Genomic DNA, 17,452 nt, shown 5'->3' with positions numbered 1-17,452 from the left:
CGGCGGCCCGTCGACACCGGTAATCACGTTGCCCGGCGGCGCGCCCGTCGCGCACCGTGGGCGGATGACGGCTTCGATCAGGACCCGGCTCGGCTGGGCCGAGCTGCCCGAGCACGTCCGGGCGGCGGTGCAGGAGATCCTCGGTGACCGGGTGGTCGAGGCGGTCTCCCAGCCCGGCGGCTACTCTCCCGGCTCCGCGGACCGGGTCCGCACCGCGACCGGCCGGCGGGCGTTCGTCAAGGCGGTCAACCCGGCGCGCAACCCGGACAGTCCCCGGCTGCACCGCGCCGAGGCCCAGGTGGCGACCGCGCTGCCGGCGTCCGCGCCCACGCCCCGGTTGCTCGGCTGCCACGACGACGGCGACTGGGTGGCCCTGGTCTTCACCGACGTGGACGGTCGACACCCGGCCACCCCGTGGCGGGCCGACGAGTTGACCGCCGTGCTCGCCGCGCTGGAGGCGATGGCGGTGGCGCTCACCCCGGCCCCGGTGCCGCAGGTGCCGACCGCCGCCGAGCGGCTGGCGCACGACTTCGCCGGCTGGCACCGGATCGCCGCCGACCCACCCGCGAGCCTCGACCCGTGGGCCCGCGCGCACCTGGACGAGCTGCGCGCCGCCGCCGACCGGGGCCTCGCCGCGCTGTCCGGTGACACGCTCTGCCACCTCGACGTCCGGTCGGACAACCTGCTCGTGGACGCGGCCGGTGCGGTCACCGTGGTGGACTGGCCGTGGGCCTGCCGCGGGCCGGCCTGGCTGGACACCGCGCTGCTGCTGGTCAACGTGCGGCTGCACGGCGGGCACGACACCGAGGCGTTGCTGCGCCGGCTGCCGCTCACCGCGGACGTCGACCCGGACGTGCTGACCGGCACGTACGCGGGCCTGGCCGGCTTCTTCACCGACGGGGCCCGGCGGCCCGCGCCGGCCAACATCCCCACGGTGCGCGCGTTCCAGCAGGCCCAGGGCGACGCTCTGCTGCCCTGGCTGGCCGCCCGCCTCTCCTGACCCCTCCGGGGGCCGCCGCCCCGGCCGCGCGGTCGTGGCGCTCTGCTGGACCGGTCATGGTGAAGGCGGGAATCGGACCTGGTGGTGGCCGGCGAACGAGACGTCCGATCATCGCCAGACGTACCGCCCCCACGCTTCCATGATCGTCACATGACGACGAAACTCGACGGAAAAGTCGCCCTGGTCACCGGTGGCGCCCGGGGCATCGGAGCGGGCATCGCGCTGCGGCTGGCACAGGACGGCGCCGACGTGGCGCTCACCTACCGGCAGAACGCGGACCAGGCCACGGTGGTGGTGAAGCGGATCGAGGCGCTGGGCCGGCGTGCGCTCGCCCTGCCGGCGGACAGCGCCGACCCGGCGGCGGTCCGGGACGCGGTGGACCGGACGGCGGCCGAGCTGGGCCGGCTGGACATCCTGGTGAACAACGCCGCGGTGTTCCTGGTCGGCGGCATCGACGAGCTGGGCGTGGACGAGCTGGAGCAGACGCTCGCGGTGAACGTGCGGGCGCCGTACCTGGCCGCGCAGGCCGCGGCACGGCACCTGGCCGACGGCGGGCGGATCATCAGCATCGGCAGCAACGTCGGCGAGCGGGCGGTCTTTCCCGGGCTCGCGCTCTACTCGATGAGCAAGACCGCGCTGACCGGGTTGACCCGCGGCCTGGCCCGGGAGCTGGGGCCGCGCGGAATCACGGTCAACCTGGTCAACCCCGGGCCGACCGACACCGACGCCAACCCGGCCGACGGCCCGAACGCCGCCGCGATCGCCGGCTTCACCGCCCTGGGCCGCTACGCTCGCCCCGCCGACATCGCGGCCACCGTCGCGCACCTGGCCGCACCCGAGGCCGGGTACGTCACCGGCGCGGTGGTCAACGTGGACGGCGGCTTCACCAGTTGATGGAGAGCCGGGCGCGGCGGAAAACCCGTCGCGCCCGGCCTCAACCATTCGCGCGGCGGGTGGCGTCTGTCCCGGTGAGGGGGTGGGCATGACCGAGACGTTCCACGAGTTCGTGGTGCACCGAACGCCGGCCCTGTCCCGGACCGCCTACCTGCTCACCGGCGACCACCAGCTCGCCGAGGACCTGGTGCAGGCCGCGCTGGCCCGCACCTACCGGCACTGGCGGCGGATCCGCGGCGGCGACCCGGAGGCGTACGTCCGGAGGGTGATGTACCACCAGCAGGTCTCCTGGTGGCGGCGGCGCCGGGTCGCCGAGCGGCTGGAGGCCGAGCCCACCGAGCGGGCCGGCGCCGACCACACCGAGACGACCGCGCTGCGGCTGACGCTGACCGCGGCGCTGCGCCAGCTCACCCCGCGCCAACGGGCCGTCATCGTGCTGCGCTACTACGAGGACCTGACCGAGGCGCAGGTCGCCGAGGTGCTCGGCTGCTCGGTCGGCACCGTCAAACGGCACGGTCACGACGCAGTACGCCGGCTGCGGCTCATCGCCCCCGATCTCGTCGACGGCACCCCGGAGAGGAGCACGCGATGACCGCCCGGCTGCGCGAGGCGTTGCGCGTCACCGCGGACGGGGTGCCGGGCTATCCGGTGTACGAGCGGGCGCTGGCCACCGCACACCGCTCCCGCCGCCGGCGCACCGCCGCCGCCGCGGCACTCGTCCTGGTCGTGCTGGCCGGGGTGGCGCTGCCGCTGGCGGGTACGCCCGCGGTGGACCCGGCGACGGGCGCGCGGGCCGCGCTGCCCGACCGGATCGGCCTGCCGCCGCTCGGTACCCGGCACGCCAGCGACCGACCCGCGCTCGGGCCCGCGTCGGTCATCTTCACCGGCCAGGCGCCCCGCCTGCAGGGCTGGAACGAGGACGGCATCGTCGGTGTCGTCGGCGCCGACGCCGACCGCTACCGGATCTTCTCGATGGGATTCGAGGCGCCGGCCGGCGACCAGGTCCTGCTATCCCCCGACGGCCGGTACGTGGCCCGGCCGGCGGGCGATTCCGAACGCCCCCGGGTCGACGTGATCGACCTGTCCACCGGGGGTACCCGACGCCTGCCGAGCAGGGTCGCCGACAGCGTGCTGACCACGCCGGTCGGCTGGTCGCCCGGCGGTGCGCGCCTGGTGGTCCGGGACACCGTGCCGGTCGCCTTCGACGGGGCGACCTACCGCTCGGTGCTGAGCATCGTCACCCTCGACGGCGAGCGGTGGAGCCAACTGGCCAGCGGCGCGCAGGAGGCGAGCTTCGGCTCGGTCGTCGCTTTCTCCGCCGACCACCTCGCCTACCAGTACGGGCGCACGGTGGCCGTCACCGACCTCGACGGACGGGAACTCTCGTCGTTCGCCCTGCCGGCCGAGAGCTGGCTCGCCGGCAAGGGCGCATGGACCCCGGACGGCCGGTTGACGCTCGCCACTCGCCAACCCGGCAGCACCGAGTGGAGCCTGCGCCAGGTCGATGCCCGGACCGGCAGCGGCAGCGGCAGCGGGTCGCTGCCGGCGGTCTCCGACGTGACCGCGATTCGGCTGCTCGGCTGGCGACCGGACGGCTCGGCGCTGGTCGTCGCGTACCAGCCGGAGCCGGCGTCGCCCGCCCGGTTCGACCAGCCGCTGGAGCTGGACCAGCGCGTCGCGTACGGGCACGTCAGGTCGGTACGCCTGCTGGCGTTGACGCCGGGAGCGGCCGAGCCGCACACCGTGACGACCGCACCCGAGCAGGTGCTCGCCATCGACGTCGCCGACGAGGTCGTCCGGAGTGGCCGGGTCCGGGACGCGGAGCCACCGGGCGGGGTGGGGCTGCGGTTCTGGCTCTGGACGGGTCTGATCTTCGTGCTGGTGATCGGGTTGGCCGGCTACTGGAGCCGCGGTTGGCGGGCGGAGCGCCGGGAGCGTCGGCGGCGCTTCAGGCCGGAGCCGCGACAGGGTGGTTGAGGAACGGCAGGACCACGGGCGGCAGGGCGGGTGAGTTGACGATGTCGTAGTGGGTCAGCCCCGGCAGCACGGCCAGTCGGGCGGCCGGTCGGTCGGTGCCGTCCCAGCCCGCGTCGCGGTGACCGCCACCGAGCAGCCCGAAGAACGCCGCCACGTGGGCGGTCGGGATCGAGTCGGCGTCGGCGAAGACCAGCAGGGTGGGCAGGGCCAACGCGGCCACCTCGGCCGACCAGTCGTAGTCGCGGCGGAGCAGGTCGCCCGACTTGGCCCAGAGCCGTGGCCAGTCGTCGGGGCGGGGGGCGATCCGCGTGTAGAGCTGGTGCGGCGGGGTTCCCCGCATCCGCTCGCCGGCCTGCTCGTCGTGCCCGGCCATCGCGGCCAGCACCCCCGGATACCAGCCGGCCCGCCGGCAGGGGGCGGAGACCACCACCAGCCGGCGGATCAGCGCCGGGTGCTGGATCGCCACCCGCAGCGCCACCCCGCCGCCGAGCGAGTAGCCGAGCAGGTCGGCCGCGGGCAGGTCGAGGTGGCGCAGCAGGGCGGCGACGTCGTCAGCCATCGACTCGTAGCGCAGCGGCCGGTCCGCGTCGGCGGTGTGGCCGTGGCCCTGGAGGTCGACGCCGACCACCCGGTGCCGCTCGCTGAGGGCCGGCAGCATCGGGGCGAAGGTCTCGGCCGCGCCGAAGCCACCGTGCAGCAGCACCAGCGGGCGTCCGTCGCCGTGCGACTCGTACCAGAGCCGCAACCCGTTGACCTCGGCGTAGCTCACTGCGGCACCTCCCGTCCGCTCTGATCCAACACCGGATTGCGGACCGGCACGCCTGATCGCGGGCGTCGCGGGTATCCGCGGCGACAGCACCTGCCGGACGCGCAGTCACAGGAGGCACCGTGACCCTCACCGCCCCCACCGCGACCATCGGCCTCGACACCGCCGCCGAACTGGCCGCCCAGCTACGGGTGGACTCGGTCCGTTCCAGCACCAGTGCCGGCTCCGGGCATCCGACGTCCAGCATGTCGGCGGCCGACCTCTTCGCCGTGCTCGCCAGCCGGCACCTGCGCTACGACTGGGACGACCCGCGGTCGCCGGCCAACGACCACCTGGTGTTGTCGAAGGGCCACGCCTCCCCCCTGCTGTACTCGCTCTTCAAGGCCGTCGGGGTGATCTCCGAGGACGAGCTGATGCACGGCTACCGTCGCCTCGGGCAGCGCCTGCAGGGCCATCCCACTCCCGCCCTGCCCTGGGTCGACGTCGCCACCGGCTCGCTCGGTCAGGGGCTGCCGGACGGCGTCGGGATCGCGCTCGCCGGAAAGTACCTGGACAAGCTGCCCTACCGGGTCTGGGTGCTCTGCGGCGACAGCGAGTTCGCCGAGGGTTCCATCTGGGAGGCGCTGGACAAGGCCTCCTACTACCAGCTGTCCAACCTGGTCACCATGGTCGACATCAACCGGCTCGGCCAGCGCGGTCCCACCGACCTGGGCTGGGACGTCGACGTGTACGCCCGCCGGGCCGAGGCGTTCGGCGCCCGCGTGCTGGTCGTCGACGGCCACGACCTGACCGCCGTCGACGACGCGCTCACCGCGGCCGGGGACCCGGCCGGGCACCAGCCGACGGTGATCCTGGCCCGGACCGTCAAGGGCCGCGGCTTCGCCGAGGTGGAGGACAGTAACGACTGGCACGGCAAGCCCTTCCCGCCGGAGATGGCCGACCGGGCGATCCGTGAACTCGGCGGCGTACGCAACCTGACCGTGCGCGGCCCGCGCCCCGCCGCCGGCAGCATCAACGGCGCCAGCCCCGCCAGCGACCCGGCGGCCCGACCCGTCACGACCGAACCGACCCGGCGCACGGCACCGGCGAGCTACGGCGTGGGCGAGCCGGTACCGACCCGCAAGGCGTACGGCGACGCGCTGGCCGCGCTCGGCGCCCGTGACCCGCGCATCGTCGCGCTGGACGGCGAGGTCAGCAACTCGACGTACGCCTTCGAGTTCGCGCGTGCCCACCCCGAGCGGTACTTCGAGATGTTCATCGCCGAGCAGCAGATGGTCGCGGCCGCGACCGGCCTGGCGGTGCGCGGCTACCGCCCCTTCGCCTCCACCTTCGCCGCATTCCTGACCCGGGCGTACGACTTCATCCGGATGGGGGCCGTCTCCGGCGTCGACCTGTGCCTGGTCGGCTCACACGCCGGCATCGAGATCGGCCCCGACGGACCCTCACAGATGGGGCTCGAGGATCTCGCCATGATGCGGGCCGTGCACGGCTCGACGGTGCTCTACCCGAGCGACGCGACCAGCACCGTCGCCCTCACCGAGGCGATGGCCTCCACCTCGGGCATCAGCTACCTGCGCACCACCCGCGGCAAGTACCCGGTGCTGTACCCCGACGGGGAGACCTTCCCGGTCGGCGGGTCCAAGGTGCTGCGCTCGTCCGACGATGACGCGGTCACCCTCATCGGCGCCGGGGTCACCCTGCACGCCTGCCTCGCCGCCGCCGACGCCCTGGGAGACGAGGGGATCAGCGCCCGGGTCATCGACTGCTACTCGATCAAACCGATCGACGACGCGACCATCACGGACGCCGCGCTCGCCACCGCCGGCCGGATCGTGGTCGTCGAGGACCACCACCCGGAAGGCGGCCTCGGGTCGGCGGTGAAGGACAGTCTCGTCGCCGACGGCCGGGTACGCCCGGCACTGGTCCACCTCGCAGTACGGGCCATGCCGGGATCGGGGTCGAGCAAGGAACTCCTCGCCTGGGCGGGCATCGACGCCGACCACGTCACCTCCGCCGCGCGGTACCTGGTGAGCGGCTGACCTGCCCGACGGACGCGAGGACGCCGTTCCGTCAGTCCCGTCACCTACCCTCGTTGCGTGGCCGTCCACGAGCTCACCCGCGCCGACGCGCGCCGCATCGCGATCCGGGCGCAGCTGCTGGACAGCGCGCGGCCGACGGACCTGCTCGGCGTCGTACGCCGGTTGACGCTGCTCCAGATCGATCCCACCGCCGCCATCGCGCCGAACGCCGACCTGGTGGCGTGGAGCCGCCTCGGTTCGTCCTACTCGCCGGCCCAGTTGCGCGCCGCCCTCGACGACCGGGCGCTGCTCGAGCTTCGGGCGATGATCCGGCCCAGCGAAGACCTGGCCCTCTACCGCGCCGAGATGGCGGGATGGCACGAGGAGGTGGGGCGGCCCTGGCAGCGGGCCCGCCGCGACTGGGTGGCGGCCAACGACGCGTGCCGCCGCGACATCCTCGACCGGCTCGCCGCCAGCGGGCCACTGCCGTCGCGCGACCTGCCCGACACCTGCGTGGTGCCGTGGAAGTCCACCGGGTGGACCAACAACCGCAACGTCACCCAGTTGCTGGAGCTCATGGTGGCGCGGGGCGAGGTCGCGATCGCCGGGCGGCGGGGCCGCGACCGGCTCTGGGATCTGGCGACCCGGGTCTACCCCGACGACCCGGTGGTCCCCGCCGACGAGGCGCTGCGCGTCCGCGACCGACGGCGGCTGCGCGCGCTGGGCATCGCCCGCGCCCGGGCCCCGGAGGCGCCGGGCGAGCCGGCGGACGTCGGCGAGGCCGGTGAGCCCGCCGCGGTGCAGGGCGTCCCGGGCCGGTGGCGGGTCGACCCGGCCCACCTGGGTCAACCGTTCTCGGGGCGGACGGCGCTGCTGTCGCCCTTCGACCGGCTGATCCACGACCGCCGGCGCACCGCCGAGCTGTTCGGCTTCGACTACCAGTTGGAGATGTACAAGCCCGTCGGCAAGCGCCGGTGGGGATACTTCGCGCTGCCGATCCTCTCCGGCGACCGGCTGGTCGGAAAGCTCGACGCCACCGCCGACCGCCGAGCCGGCGCGCTCCGGGTCGACGCGATCCACCAGGACGTGGCCTTCGACAAGGCCACGGCCGCCGCGGTCGACGGCGAGATCAAGGAGTTGGCCGACTGGCTCGGTCTCGACCTCCTCCTGCCCGGTCAGCGGGGTCCTGACCGGGCGGGGAAACCTGGCTAGGGTTGCCGGATGACCCGATACGCCGTCGGTCTGCCCAACGTCGGGCCCTTCGCCGACCCGCTCGCCCTGGTCGACCTGGCCGTCGCGGCCGAGGAACACGGTTGGGACGGGGTCTTCCTCTGGGACCACCTGCTCTACCACGACGACTGGCCGGTGGTGAACCCGGTCGTCGTCGCGTCCGCGATCGCGGCCCGCACGAAGCGGATCAGGCTCGGGGTGCTCATGGCGGCCCTACCGCGTCGGCGGGTGCAGACGGTGGCTCGGGAGACGGTCACCCTGGACACGCTCTCCGGCGGCCGGCTCGTCTTCGGCGCCGGCATCGGCTCGATCGACGCCGAGTACGCCGCCTTCGGCGAGGATCCCGACCTGCGGGGCCGGGGCAGACGCCTGGACGAGTCCCTGGAGCAGCTCACCGCGCTGTGGTCGGGTGCGGAGGTGCCCGTGCCGTCCGGTGCGCCGGTGCGGATGCTGCCGACACCGGTGCAGCAGCCGCGCATCCCCGTCTGGTGTGCCGGCCGGTGGCCCAACCGGCCAGGCGTGCGCCGGTCGGCCCGCTGGGACGGCGTGGTGCCCACCTTCGCCCACGCCGGCCGTGACATCCCCGTGCCGGTCGAGGACTTCGCCGACGTGGTCCGCTTCGTGGCCGCCGAGCGGGGCTCGCTGGACGGCTTCGACATCGGGCTCGAAGGCTGGACGTCGCCGGGAAACGCCACGGAGATCATCACGCCGTACGCGGCCGCCGGCCTGACCTGGTGGATCGAGGCGATGGGCTGGTGGCGTGGTGGCGTGGACGCCGCCCGTGACCGGATCCTGGCCGGCCCACCCCGCTGACCGGAGAAGTTCAGGAGTCGGCCGGTACCCCGGCTTCGAGTTGCCCGATCAGCGGGGCGAGGAGTTCGTTCAGCTCGCGAGCCACGGCGGCGACGGCTGTGCGCGCTGCCGGCGGCACGGAATCGTCCGGCCCCTGCGGAGCCGGCGGCAGACCATCGAGCGGGACCGGTGCGTCCACCCGCAGTGTCGCTCGCAGGTGCGGGCTACGGGTCAGGTCCTGCTCCGACGGGGTCGTGTACTGGCCGAACAGCTGCGGCCAGTCCCGCCAGCCCCGGTCGCGCTGCCACTGCCTGGTCCAGGTCAGTTCGGCCGGCCACCGCGAGATCACGGTGACCGCGCAGGTCAGGCTCCCGTCCCATGGGCTTCGCGTGCAGGTCGCGGAGAGGATCCGTCGGTGCCAGCGGACGTAGCCGGGTGACAGCTCGGCGGCCAGCCGCCAGGCTGCCACCGCGAAGGCGACCGGCGCGATGTCGCCCCACGTCTCGCCGAACTCGTCGATCCGGGCGAGCACCTCGGCCTCGTAGCGACCGCGCCCGTCGGCGCCGCGCTCGCGGTCGAAGTCCTCGTCGAGCCAGAAGACCCGCGGTTCAGCCATCGACATCCCCATTCCGGCCGGCGTCGACGCCGGGGCCGCCGCGAAGCCGGTCGAAATTTCCCCGTCGTACCCGTCCACACGGAACCTACCGGGGCCGCGCGCCTCGGAGCATGCCTCGCACCCCGCCGTGTCCCGCCGCGTGTCGGAGACCTGGCCCGCTCCGGCCGATGCCACGGGCCGTCGACCCGATCGCCGCCCACGGCCGGGGGTGACCAGGCATGGTCGCGGCGGTAACGGGAATCGGAGAGCCGCCAGCCGGACCGATCGAGGAGGGGCGTCATGACGGACCGATCGCGCACCGGGTCGGATCGGGGCCGCCCGCAGGACTCGATGCCGCAGGGGCGGGACGTCCCGCCGGGGGGTGGCGTGGCCGTCGTGGAGCTGTTCACCTCCCAGGGCTGCTCGAGCTGTCCGCCGGCGGAGGAGGTGCTGACCGAGATCGAGCGCGATGCCCGGGAGCGGGGACAGCCGGTCTTCGCGCTCGGGTTCCACGTCGACTACTGGGACTACCTGGGCTGGCCCGACCGGTTCGCCGACGAGGCGTACAGCGCTCGGCAGGAGGCGTACGCGCGCGCGTTCGGCACCGGCCGGTTGTACACCCCGCAGATGGTCGTCAACGGCACTGTCGAGTTCATCGGCTCCGACCGCCGACGAGCGGCGACCGCGATCGCGTCCGCCCTGACGGCGGCGGCTCCCACGCCGCTCGCGCTGTCGGTCGAGGCGGCCGGGGGTGACGGGCGCCGGGTGGTGGTGGACTTCCAGACCGAGCGGCCGCCGCAGCAGGCGGTGCTGAACGTGGCGGTCGTGGAACGTGCCCTGGAGAGCGAGGTCGCCCGGGGTGAGAACGCCGGGCGGACGCTGCGGCAGGACAACGTGGTGCGCGCCTTCATGTCGCTCGGCCTGGACGTGGAGCGTGGGCGGTTGGAGCTGGAGGTGCCGCCCGATCTCGACCCTCGACAGGCCTCGGTGGTCGGCTACGTGCAGCACGACGGCGCCAGGGCCATCGTCGGCGCCACGGCCGTCGACGTGCCCGCCGAGGCCTGAGCGCTGGTAGGAGGCTCGCGGCAACCGTCGCAGCATCTCCGCCGGGGCGTCTGGTGGCTACCCGAGCGCCTGCCGGGCGGCCTCGCCCATGGGGTCGTCGCGGGTGGGCAGCCCGTGCATGGTCGGCAGGACCTCCTCCCGGAAGACGCCGTGCAGCCGCCGCAGTTCCCGCGCCGGATGCTCGGCGTCGTCGACCCGCACGTCCCAGAGCGGGTATGGCTGATCGCCGATCACCGTCACGGTCGCCGACCGGGCGCCGTGCCGGTCGCCGCCGGCCTCCTCGCCGGCCTCGATGGCCAGCACGAGCCGCTCCGCCAGGTCGAGTTCCCGGCTCTCCTCGAACACCCGGACGATCTCCGCGAGGGTCTCCGGGCCGACCAGGCGGTTGCCCTGCACCGCGTAACCCGGCCCGGTGTGGTGCCCCGCCCAGTCCCTCGTCCGGGAGCCGGTGAAGGCGTACGAGCGACCCCGACGGTCGACCATGCCGACCTGCCGCACCTCCCGACCCGGATCCCGGGCCAGCAGCTCGGTCAGGACGTCCTGCGGCGAGCGGCCCTCGCCGAGCAGCGGCAGGCCGTCGTAGGCCAGGAAGGGGTTGGGGGTGGCCTGGGTCGCCACCGCACCACCATCGGAGTGGACGTGGGCGACGAGCTTGCCGACCGCGGGTCTGGCCGTCAAGGCTCCCACCCCGAGCTGACCGGTACGCGGACACCGCGCGGCGATCGAGAAGGTCACGCTCGGCTGTACCCGGACGAACGCCCGCCATGCCGGAGCCGACCTGCGCAGGCGTGCTGCTGATCGTTGATCTCCTTTAGCATCGTCGGCATGGCAACGCGGCTTGTTCAGATCAACATGAAGGCTCGGGACGACTCCGCGCTGGGCGGTTTCTGGGCGGAGGTGCTCGGCTGGGGAATCTCCAGCGAGGGACCCGGCGTGACCAACCTGGAACCCGAGGGCTTCGTCTACCCCGACCCCGTCGCTGTCTGCCTCGACCTCATCGTCTCCCCGGAACCCAAGACGGTGAAGAACCGCGTGCACGTCGACCTCGCCACCACGTCGGCGGCCCATCAGGCGGACATGGTCACGCGTCTCAAGGATCTCGGCGCAACACCCGCCGACGTCGGCCAGGGCGACGTCCCGTGGACGGTCATGGCCGACCCGGAGGGCAACGAGTTCTGCGTGCTGGACCCCCGACCGCTCTACCGGGACACCGGACCGATCGCCGCGGTAGTGGTCGACTGCGCGGATCCGCGAGCCATGGCCCGCTTCTGGGGCACGGCCATGGACTGGACCCTGCACGAGGTGACCGACCACAGAGCGGTACTGCGCTCCGCCAAGGGCGTCGGCCCCTATCTGCAGTTCCTCCGCACACCCGACGTGAAGACCGTGTGGAACCGCGTCCATCTCGACGTCCGCCCGTACCCAGGTGACGACCCGGAGGCCGAGGCGGCCAGACTGCGGACTCTCGGTGCCACCGCCATCGACCTCGGCCAGAACGACGTCCCGTGGACGGTCCTCGCCGACCCGGAAGGCAACGAGTTCTGCCTCCTCGCCCCGGCCTGACCCGAACCCTCTTCATCCGCTCACTACGGCCACGAGTCCGGAGGTCGCGACGCGCCCTGGGCGGCCCCGCTGCGTCGCGAACGCCGTCCGTGTGACGCGGCCGCACGATCCAGTCAACGGCAGCACGTCCGCGGTCCCCGCCGGTGCCGCATGTCAGAATGCCCCCAAACCTGGAGCAGAGCTGGCAGAACGGGCGAGCCGATGACGACGCGCAGGGCGGCCGAGCTGGTGCGGAAAGCCGGGGACCCGCAGCGGGCCACGTTCTTGGAACTCTTCTTCGACCTGGTGTTCGTCCTCGCGCTCGCTCAGCTCTCGCGCGGCCTGGCCGAGGATCTCGGGTGGAGCGGTGCCTTCCGGACGCTGGTGCTGTTGGGGGCCATCTGGTGGGTTTGGTCCAGCACCGCGTGGCTGACCGACCGGACGGACCCGCAACGACTGGTGATCCAGGCGCTGGTCATCGCGACCATGGTCGGCAGCCTGGTGATGGCGGCCGCGGTGCCCGAGGCGTTCGGCGACACGGGCCTGATCTTCGCGGGCGCCTACGTCGCCATCCAACTCGGCCGCGGTCTCGTCCTTGTGGTCGTTCTGCGTGGCCACGAGCTGCAGCGCGTCGGCGTGCGCGGGCTTTTCTGGTACGGCCTGTCGACGCTGCCGTGGATCGCGGGGGCGCTCATGCACGGTACGGCGCGTGGCGCGCTGTGGGCACTCGCGGTGGTTCTTGACCACACGGCAGGCAGAATCGGCTTCCCCACCCCGGGGGCGGGCCGAACGCCCAGCCAAGACCTCGTGATCTCAGGCGAACACCTGTCCGAGCGCTACCGGCAGTTCTTCATCATCGCGCTCGGCGAGCTGATCCTGGTCACCGGCCTGGCGCTGAGCAGCAGCGGCTTCGCGCCGGACACGGTTGCCGCGTTCGCAGTGTCGATCGCGACCACCGTGCTGCTGTGGCGGATCTACATCTACCGCGCTGGGCAGGTCCTGGCGGAAGCGATTGCCGTGTCCGCCGACCCGGTCCGCCTCGCCGGATCGGCGTCATACGCCCACCTGGCCATGGTGGCCGGCGTGGTCGCCGCAGCCGTCGCCGACGAACTTGTCATCGCCCATCCACTCGGGCACACCCCACCGGCCTGGATCGCCGTCATCCTCGGCGGACCCGCGCTGTACCTGGCCGGGCGCGCCCGCTTCGAGCACGCGGTATTCGGCCGCGTGTCCCTGTCCCGAACGATCGGCGTCCTTGCGCTGGCCGCCCTGACACCGGCGATGCTGCCCCTGCCGCCGGTCGTGGTCGCCGCCGCCGCTGCCCTCGTGCTGACCGGGATCGCCATATCCGACGCAGCCCGCGCCCGCAGACGCCCGTCCGAGCCGCCGTCACCACCCGGCTAGCCGGATGTGAGGATGGATCTTCGCGCTGGTGTTTGTGCTGGTGGTAAAGGGTGGGCGCGGCAGGTTTCGAACCTGCGACCCCTCGCTTGTAAGGCGAGTGCTCTCCCACTGAGCTACGCGCCCGGAACGCCCGTGCGGCGGGCCGGTGGCTGGCAAGCTTACCTGCTCGCCGCCGGTCCGTTCGCACGGCGTGGCCGGTTGACGATCAGTCGGCGGCCTCGGTCAGCGCCTTGCGCCAGCGGACCTGGTCGCGGGGCTCCCCGGGCATGTTCTGCTCGGCGAAGCGGACCACGCCCGCCTTGTCGATCACGAAGGTGCCCCGGTTGGCGACGCCGGTCGCGTCGTTGAAGACGCCGTACGCCTGGGCGACCGCGCCGTGCGGCCAGAAGTCGGCGAGCATCGGGAACTGGTAGCCCTCGCGGTCCGCCCACACCTTGTGGCTGTAGACCGAGTCGACGCTGACGGTCAGCACCTGGACCTCGTCGTTGACGTACTCGTCGAGGTTGTCCCGGACCTCGCACAGCTCGCCCTGGCAGACGCCGGTGAAGGCGAGCGGGTAGAAGACCAGCAGCACGGTGCGCCTGCCCCGGAAGTCGGCGAGCCGTACCTCCTGGTTGTTCTGGTCCTTGAGCACGAAGTCCGGCGCCTCGGCGCCAACCTCGATGGGCATGCGGGAACTCCTCGGGTGGGTCCGGACGGCACCAGCGTGGCACACCCGGCGGGGTCCCCGCCGGGTGCCTGATCGGCTGCCGCTCGCCCTTGGTGCGACCGGCGACCGACGGCTACTTCTTGGCCTTGGCCCCGCGCCGCAGGACCAGGCGGGCGCCGGTCCAGTCGCGGCCGGCGTTGACCGTCGAGGTCTGCTGCAGCCCGGCCGTGGGGGCGGACTCGGCGATCTCGCTCGGCTCGACGTGCCCCTCGCGCCCCGCCTTCGGGGTGAGCAGCCACACGACCCCGTTGTCGGCCAGTGGGCCGAGGGCGTCGACGAGGAGTTCGAAAAGATCACCGTCGCCGTCGCGGTACCAGACGAGGACAGCGTCGACCACCTCGTCGGTGTCCTCGTCGACCAGCTCTCCACAGCGGTCGGTCAGGGCGTCCCGGAGATCCTGGTCGACGTCATCGTCGTACCCCATCTCCATGACGACCATCCCCGGCTCGAGTCCGAACCGGTCCGCCAGGCTGCGTACCCCGTCGGCGGCCTGACCAGCGGTCGCGCTCACTGTCGCGTGCCTCCTCATCTCGTCCCTGCCAGCGGCGCCCGCTCGACGCCGTCAGGCAAGTCCACACAGTTGTGGCCCCCCGCGCAAGTGGCGCACCGGGTGGAACGGAATTTACCGTGCCAGGAGCGTGCGGGCACCGTGGGTAATGGCTTCCTCGGAGACCAGAACCTGACGCGCGGCCGGACCTAATGGTACAAACGAGTCAAGTCCGGCTACTCGCCGCGCCGCCCCGACATATCCGGCATCGACCAGTGCCGCGATCACCCCTTCGCCCACGCCCCCGGACCGGCGGGTCTCGTCCACCACCAGCACCCGGCCGGTCGCGGAGGCCTCCCGGATGATGTCCGCCACCGGCAGCGGCGCGAGCCAGCGCAGGTCCACCACCCGGGTGCCGATCCCCTCGTCGGCGAGGGTGGCCGCGGCGCGCAGCGAGAGCCGTACGCCGTTACCGAAGGTGATGATGGTGAGGTCCTCGGCCGAGCCCACCCCGTACACCCGGGCCCGACCGATCGGCACGTGCCCGCTCACCCACGCGCCCGGCTCGGGATAGTTGGCCAGCCACTCCCCGTCGCCCTCGGCGTAGAGGTCCCGCGTGTGGTACAGCGCGATCGGCTCCAGGAACACGCAGACGCTGCCGTCCACCGCCGCGCTGGCCAGGCAGGTCCGTAGCATCGGCGCGGCGTCGTCGGGCCGCGCCGGCACGGCGATCACCAGGCCGGGCACGTCCCGGAGTACGGCCACCGAGTTGTCGTTGTGGAAGTGCCCCCCGAAGCCCTGCTGATAGGCCAGCCCGGCCACCCGCACCACCATCGGGTTGCGGAACGCCCCACGGGAGAAGAACTGCATGGTGGCCGCCTCGCCGCGGAGCTGGTCCTCGGCGTTGTGCAGGTACGCCAGGTACTGGATCTCGGGCACCGGGAGCATCCCGGCCAGCCCGGCGCCCAGCCCCAGCCCGAGCACCGACGTCTCGTCGAGCAGGGTGTCGAACACCCGCGCCGGCCCGAACCGGTCGCGCAGCCCCTTCGTCACCCCGTACACGCCGCCCTTGGCGGCCACGTCCTCGCCGAAGATCGCCATCTGCGGATGGTCGAGCATCCCGTCGGCCAGCGCGCCGTTGATGCTCTGCGCCAGCGTCAGCGGGCCGGTCAGCTCCGGCGGCTTGCCGCCGAACGCCTCGGCCCGCGCCGCGGCACCGGGCCCGCTGGCCCGGGCTGCCGCGTCGGCCACCGCCCGGGACACCCGCACCGGACGCCGGGGCGCCAGCGGGGCGACCACCTCGGCCGCGGCGACGAGCTTGGGCTCGCCGATCACCTCCTCGGCGAGCCGGCGTACCTGCCAGCCGATGTCGTCGTACCGGGCCAGCAGCTCCGCGCCGGTGGCCACCCCCGCCTCGACCAGCAGCCGCGCGGTGGCGACCAGCGGATCCCGGTCCAGGTCCGCGGCGACCTCCGCCGGGCTGCGGTACGCGGTCTCGGCGTCCGCGCCGGCGTGCCCCATCAGCCGTACCGTGCGCAGGTGCAGCACGGCCGGCCGGCGGTGCCGCCGCACCCAGGCCGCCGCCTCGCCCGCCACCGCGTACGCCTGCGCCAGGTCGCCGCCGTCGGCACTGAAGTAGCGGATCCCCGGCTTGGCCCGCAGCGTCGCCTCCACCCAGCCCTGCGGCGAGCGGACGCTGATGCCGAGGCCGTTGTCCTCGCAGACGAAGAGCACCGGGATCCGCAGCCCGGTGTGGTCGTACCACCCGGCGGTGTTGAACGCGGCGGTGGCGCTGGCGTGGTTGACCGAGGCGTCGCCGAACGAGCAGACGACGATGGCGTCCGACGGCCAGGGCGACTGCTCGGCGTCGCCGCCGATGCGCACCCCGCCGCCGGCCCGCTCCTGCCGGCGCAGCCGCTCCACGGCGAGCCCCATCCCGACCGCCCGGGGCAGGTGCGAGGCGATGGTGGAGGTGGTCGGCACGACGGCGAGGTCGGGGTGGCCGAAGACCTTGTGCCGGCCGCCGGCGATCGGGTCCTCGGCGGAGGCGACCATTCCGCGCAGCACGTCCCGGGCCGCCCCGGCGTACACCCAGGGGCGCTCGGGTCGGGCGGTCTCCCGGCCCGCCGCGTCGCCGTCCCCGCCCGGATCGGCCATGTCGGGGGCGTCGGTGTCGGGGGCGGCGGTGTCGCCGGTGATCGTGCGCGGGCCGGCGGGCCCGGTCGGGCCGGCGCCGGCCGCCGCCGCGGAGCCGGCCGCCGCCGCCGCGGGAGCCGATTCCCGGCCGGGCGGATCGGCGACCGCGCCGGACGGGTCGACCGGACCGCCGCCGTCCCCGGTGCCGTCAGCCGGTTGCGCGGCGGCCGGGGCGCCGGCGGAGACCGCGGCCTGACCGGCGCGGACGCAGTAGAACGCGCCGGAGCGGTAGTGCAGCAGGGCCGGGTCGGTGGGCCGTAGCGCCGCGGCGACCGCGGCGTTGCCCTCGTGACCGGCCGAGCCGATCGTGTAGAAGCCCTCGTCGAAGCTGCGCAACCAGCGCCCGGCCAGGTCGAGCTGCCGGCTGGTGACCTGCGCGTCGAAGAGGTCGAGTGCCTGCGTGCCGGTCAGCTCGACGCCGTCGGCAACCGGCTCGGCCGGGTCGCGCCCCTGCTCGGGGGCGGCCAGCGCCGCCAGCGTCTCCCGGAACCGGTCATCGAGATCGTGCGGGGTGGTCACGTCGACAGCATTACCGACGCGGGCCACGTCCGCCCACCCGGACACCCGCCGGCCCGGACCGGTCATCGCCTCCCGTGAGCGTCGGGACCGGTGGCACCACCGACCTTCGCCACCATCTCATGCGGCACGACCAGCTCGTCCGGCGCTTGCGCGGTGGGCAGTCGGGAGTCCGACAGCACCTGCCGCGGCCACCGGGAGCAACCGCCACCGCCGTCGATCATGCGTTGTGGTGCCCGATTTCTGCCGCCTCGCGGCCTT

Annotated in this window: 16 protein-coding genes and 1 tRNA gene; 10 read left to right on the top strand and 7 right to left on the bottom strand. The window is 73.6% G+C overall.

Going from position 1 to position 17,452, the window contains the following annotated elements:
• The first annotated feature begins 64 nt into the window (after nt 1-64).
• From ACIBBA_RS29515 to ACIBBA_RS29500, 4 genes are all read left to right on the top strand, one after another.
• Complete coding sequence (locus ACIBBA_RS29515; protein ID WP_396701558.1) at nt 65-1,000, top strand: phosphotransferase family protein; 936 nt, start codon at nt 65-67, stop codon at nt 998-1,000.
• A 150-nt stretch (nt 1,001-1,150) separates the two neighbouring features.
• On the top strand, nt 1,151-1,894 hold the full coding sequence (locus ACIBBA_RS29510; protein WP_396701556.1) for an SDR family oxidoreductase: 744 nt from the start codon (nt 1,151-1,153) through the stop codon (nt 1,892-1,894).
• Nucleotides 1,895-1,982: 88 nt separating this feature from the next.
• Nucleotides 1,983-2,486, top strand: coding sequence for a SigE family RNA polymerase sigma factor (locus ACIBBA_RS29505; RefSeq protein WP_396701554.1), 504 nt, complete (start codon nt 1,983-1,985; stop codon nt 2,484-2,486).
• Nucleotides 2,483-3,871 (top strand): TolB family protein, encoded by a 1,389-nt coding sequence (locus ACIBBA_RS29500; RefSeq protein ID WP_396701552.1) that lies wholly within the window; start codon nt 2,483-2,485, stop codon nt 3,869-3,871. The genes ACIBBA_RS29505 and ACIBBA_RS29500 overlap by 4 nt, the downstream gene beginning before the upstream one ends.
• On the opposite strand, the gene ACIBBA_RS29495 is transcribed toward ACIBBA_RS29500, so the two are convergent.
• Nucleotides 3,843-4,640 carry an alpha/beta fold hydrolase gene (locus tag ACIBBA_RS29495; protein ID WP_396701550.1) on the bottom strand — a complete coding sequence of 266 codons (798 nt, stop codon included), beginning with the start codon at nt 4,638-4,640 and terminating at the stop codon, nt 3,843-3,845. The two genes, ACIBBA_RS29500 and ACIBBA_RS29495, sit on opposite strands and share 29 nt — an antisense overlap.
• A 119-nt stretch (nt 4,641-4,759) precedes the next feature.
• Between ACIBBA_RS29495 and ACIBBA_RS29490 the strand changes: the two genes are divergently transcribed.
• Genes ACIBBA_RS29490 through ACIBBA_RS29480 form a run of 3 tightly spaced genes read left to right on the top strand, consistent with a single transcriptional unit; the run spans nt 4,760 to nt 8,698 of the window.
• Nucleotides 4,760-6,676 carry a transketolase gene (locus ACIBBA_RS29490; RefSeq protein WP_396701548.1) on the top strand — a complete coding sequence of 639 codons (1,917 nt, stop codon included), beginning with the start codon at nt 4,760-4,762 and terminating at the stop codon, nt 6,674-6,676.
• 57 nt (nt 6,677-6,733) lie between these two features.
• Nucleotides 6,734-7,867 (top strand): DNA glycosylase AlkZ-like family protein, encoded by a 1,134-nt coding sequence (locus ACIBBA_RS29485; RefSeq protein ID WP_396701546.1) that lies wholly within the window; start codon nt 6,734-6,736, stop codon nt 7,865-7,867.
• Nucleotides 7,868-7,876: 9 nt separating this feature from the next.
• Nucleotides 7,877-8,698 carry an LLM class flavin-dependent oxidoreductase gene (locus ACIBBA_RS29480; protein WP_396701544.1) on the top strand — a complete coding sequence of 274 codons (822 nt, stop codon included), beginning with the start codon at nt 7,877-7,879 and terminating at the stop codon, nt 8,696-8,698.
• A gap of 10 nt (nt 8,699-8,708) precedes the next feature.
• Here the strand turns inward: ACIBBA_RS29480 and ACIBBA_RS29475 are convergent, their stop codons facing one another.
• On the bottom strand, nt 8,709-9,293 hold the full coding sequence (locus ACIBBA_RS29475; RefSeq protein ID WP_396701542.1) for a hypothetical protein: 585 nt from the start codon (nt 9,291-9,293) through the stop codon (nt 8,709-8,711).
• Nucleotides 9,294-9,572: 279 nt separating this feature from the next.
• Here ACIBBA_RS29475 and ACIBBA_RS29470 point away from each other — a divergent pair, with 279 nt between their 5' ends.
• Nucleotides 9,573-10,337: a DUF1223 domain-containing protein gene (locus ACIBBA_RS29470; RefSeq protein WP_396701540.1), complete on the top strand. Its 765-nt coding sequence runs from the start codon at nt 9,573-9,575 to the stop codon at nt 10,335-10,337.
• A gap of 57 nt (nt 10,338-10,394) precedes the next feature.
• Here ACIBBA_RS29470 and ACIBBA_RS29465 read toward each other — a convergent pair whose 3' ends face one another.
• Complete coding sequence (locus ACIBBA_RS29465; protein ID WP_396701538.1) at nt 10,395-11,072, bottom strand: DUF1028 domain-containing protein; 678 nt, start codon at nt 11,070-11,072, stop codon at nt 10,395-10,397.
• A 90-nt stretch (nt 11,073-11,162) separates the two neighbouring features.
• On the opposite strand from ACIBBA_RS29465, the gene ACIBBA_RS29460 reads away from it, so the two are divergent.
• Both ACIBBA_RS29460 and ACIBBA_RS29455 read left to right on the top strand, forming a co-directional pair.
• Nucleotides 11,163-11,900 carry a VOC family protein gene (locus ACIBBA_RS29460; protein ID WP_396701536.1) on the top strand — a complete coding sequence of 246 codons (738 nt, stop codon included), beginning with the start codon at nt 11,163-11,165 and terminating at the stop codon, nt 11,898-11,900.
• A gap of 201 nt (nt 11,901-12,101) precedes the next feature.
• Nucleotides 12,102-13,283 carry a low temperature requirement protein A gene (locus ACIBBA_RS29455; RefSeq protein ID WP_396701534.1) on the top strand — a complete coding sequence of 394 codons (1,182 nt, stop codon included), beginning with the start codon at nt 12,102-12,104 and terminating at the stop codon, nt 13,281-13,283.
• Between the two features lie 51 nt (nt 13,284-13,334).
• Here ACIBBA_RS29455 and ACIBBA_RS29450 read toward each other — a convergent pair.
• The 4 genes from ACIBBA_RS29450 to ACIBBA_RS29435 form a co-directional block, all read right to left on the bottom strand.
• Nucleotides 13,335-13,406, bottom strand: a tRNA-Val gene (locus tag ACIBBA_RS29450).
• 82 nt (nt 13,407-13,488) lie between these two features.
• Nucleotides 13,489-13,953: a peroxiredoxin gene (locus ACIBBA_RS29445; protein ID WP_396701532.1), complete on the bottom strand. Its 465-nt coding sequence runs from the start codon at nt 13,951-13,953 to the stop codon at nt 13,489-13,491.
• A 112-nt stretch (nt 13,954-14,065) separates the two neighbouring features.
• Nucleotides 14,066-14,503, bottom strand: a complete 438-nt coding sequence (locus tag ACIBBA_RS29440) for a DUF3052 domain-containing protein (RefSeq protein ID WP_350874143.1) — start codon at nt 14,501-14,503, stop codon at nt 14,066-14,068.
• 111 nt (nt 14,504-14,614) lie between these two features.
• Nucleotides 14,615-17,086 (bottom strand): transketolase C-terminal domain-containing protein, encoded by a 2,472-nt coding sequence (locus ACIBBA_RS29435; protein ID WP_396701620.1) that lies wholly within the window; start codon nt 17,084-17,086, stop codon nt 14,615-14,617.
• Nucleotides 17,087-17,452: the final 366 nt, after the last annotated feature.

This window comes from Micromonospora sp. NPDC051006, assembly GCF_044456245.1.
Taxonomy (GTDB): domain Bacteria; phylum Actinomycetota; class Actinomycetes; order Mycobacteriales; family Micromonosporaceae; genus Micromonospora.
Note: the sequence above shows the minus strand (reverse complement) of the source record. Positions and strands in the feature narration are given on the sequence as shown.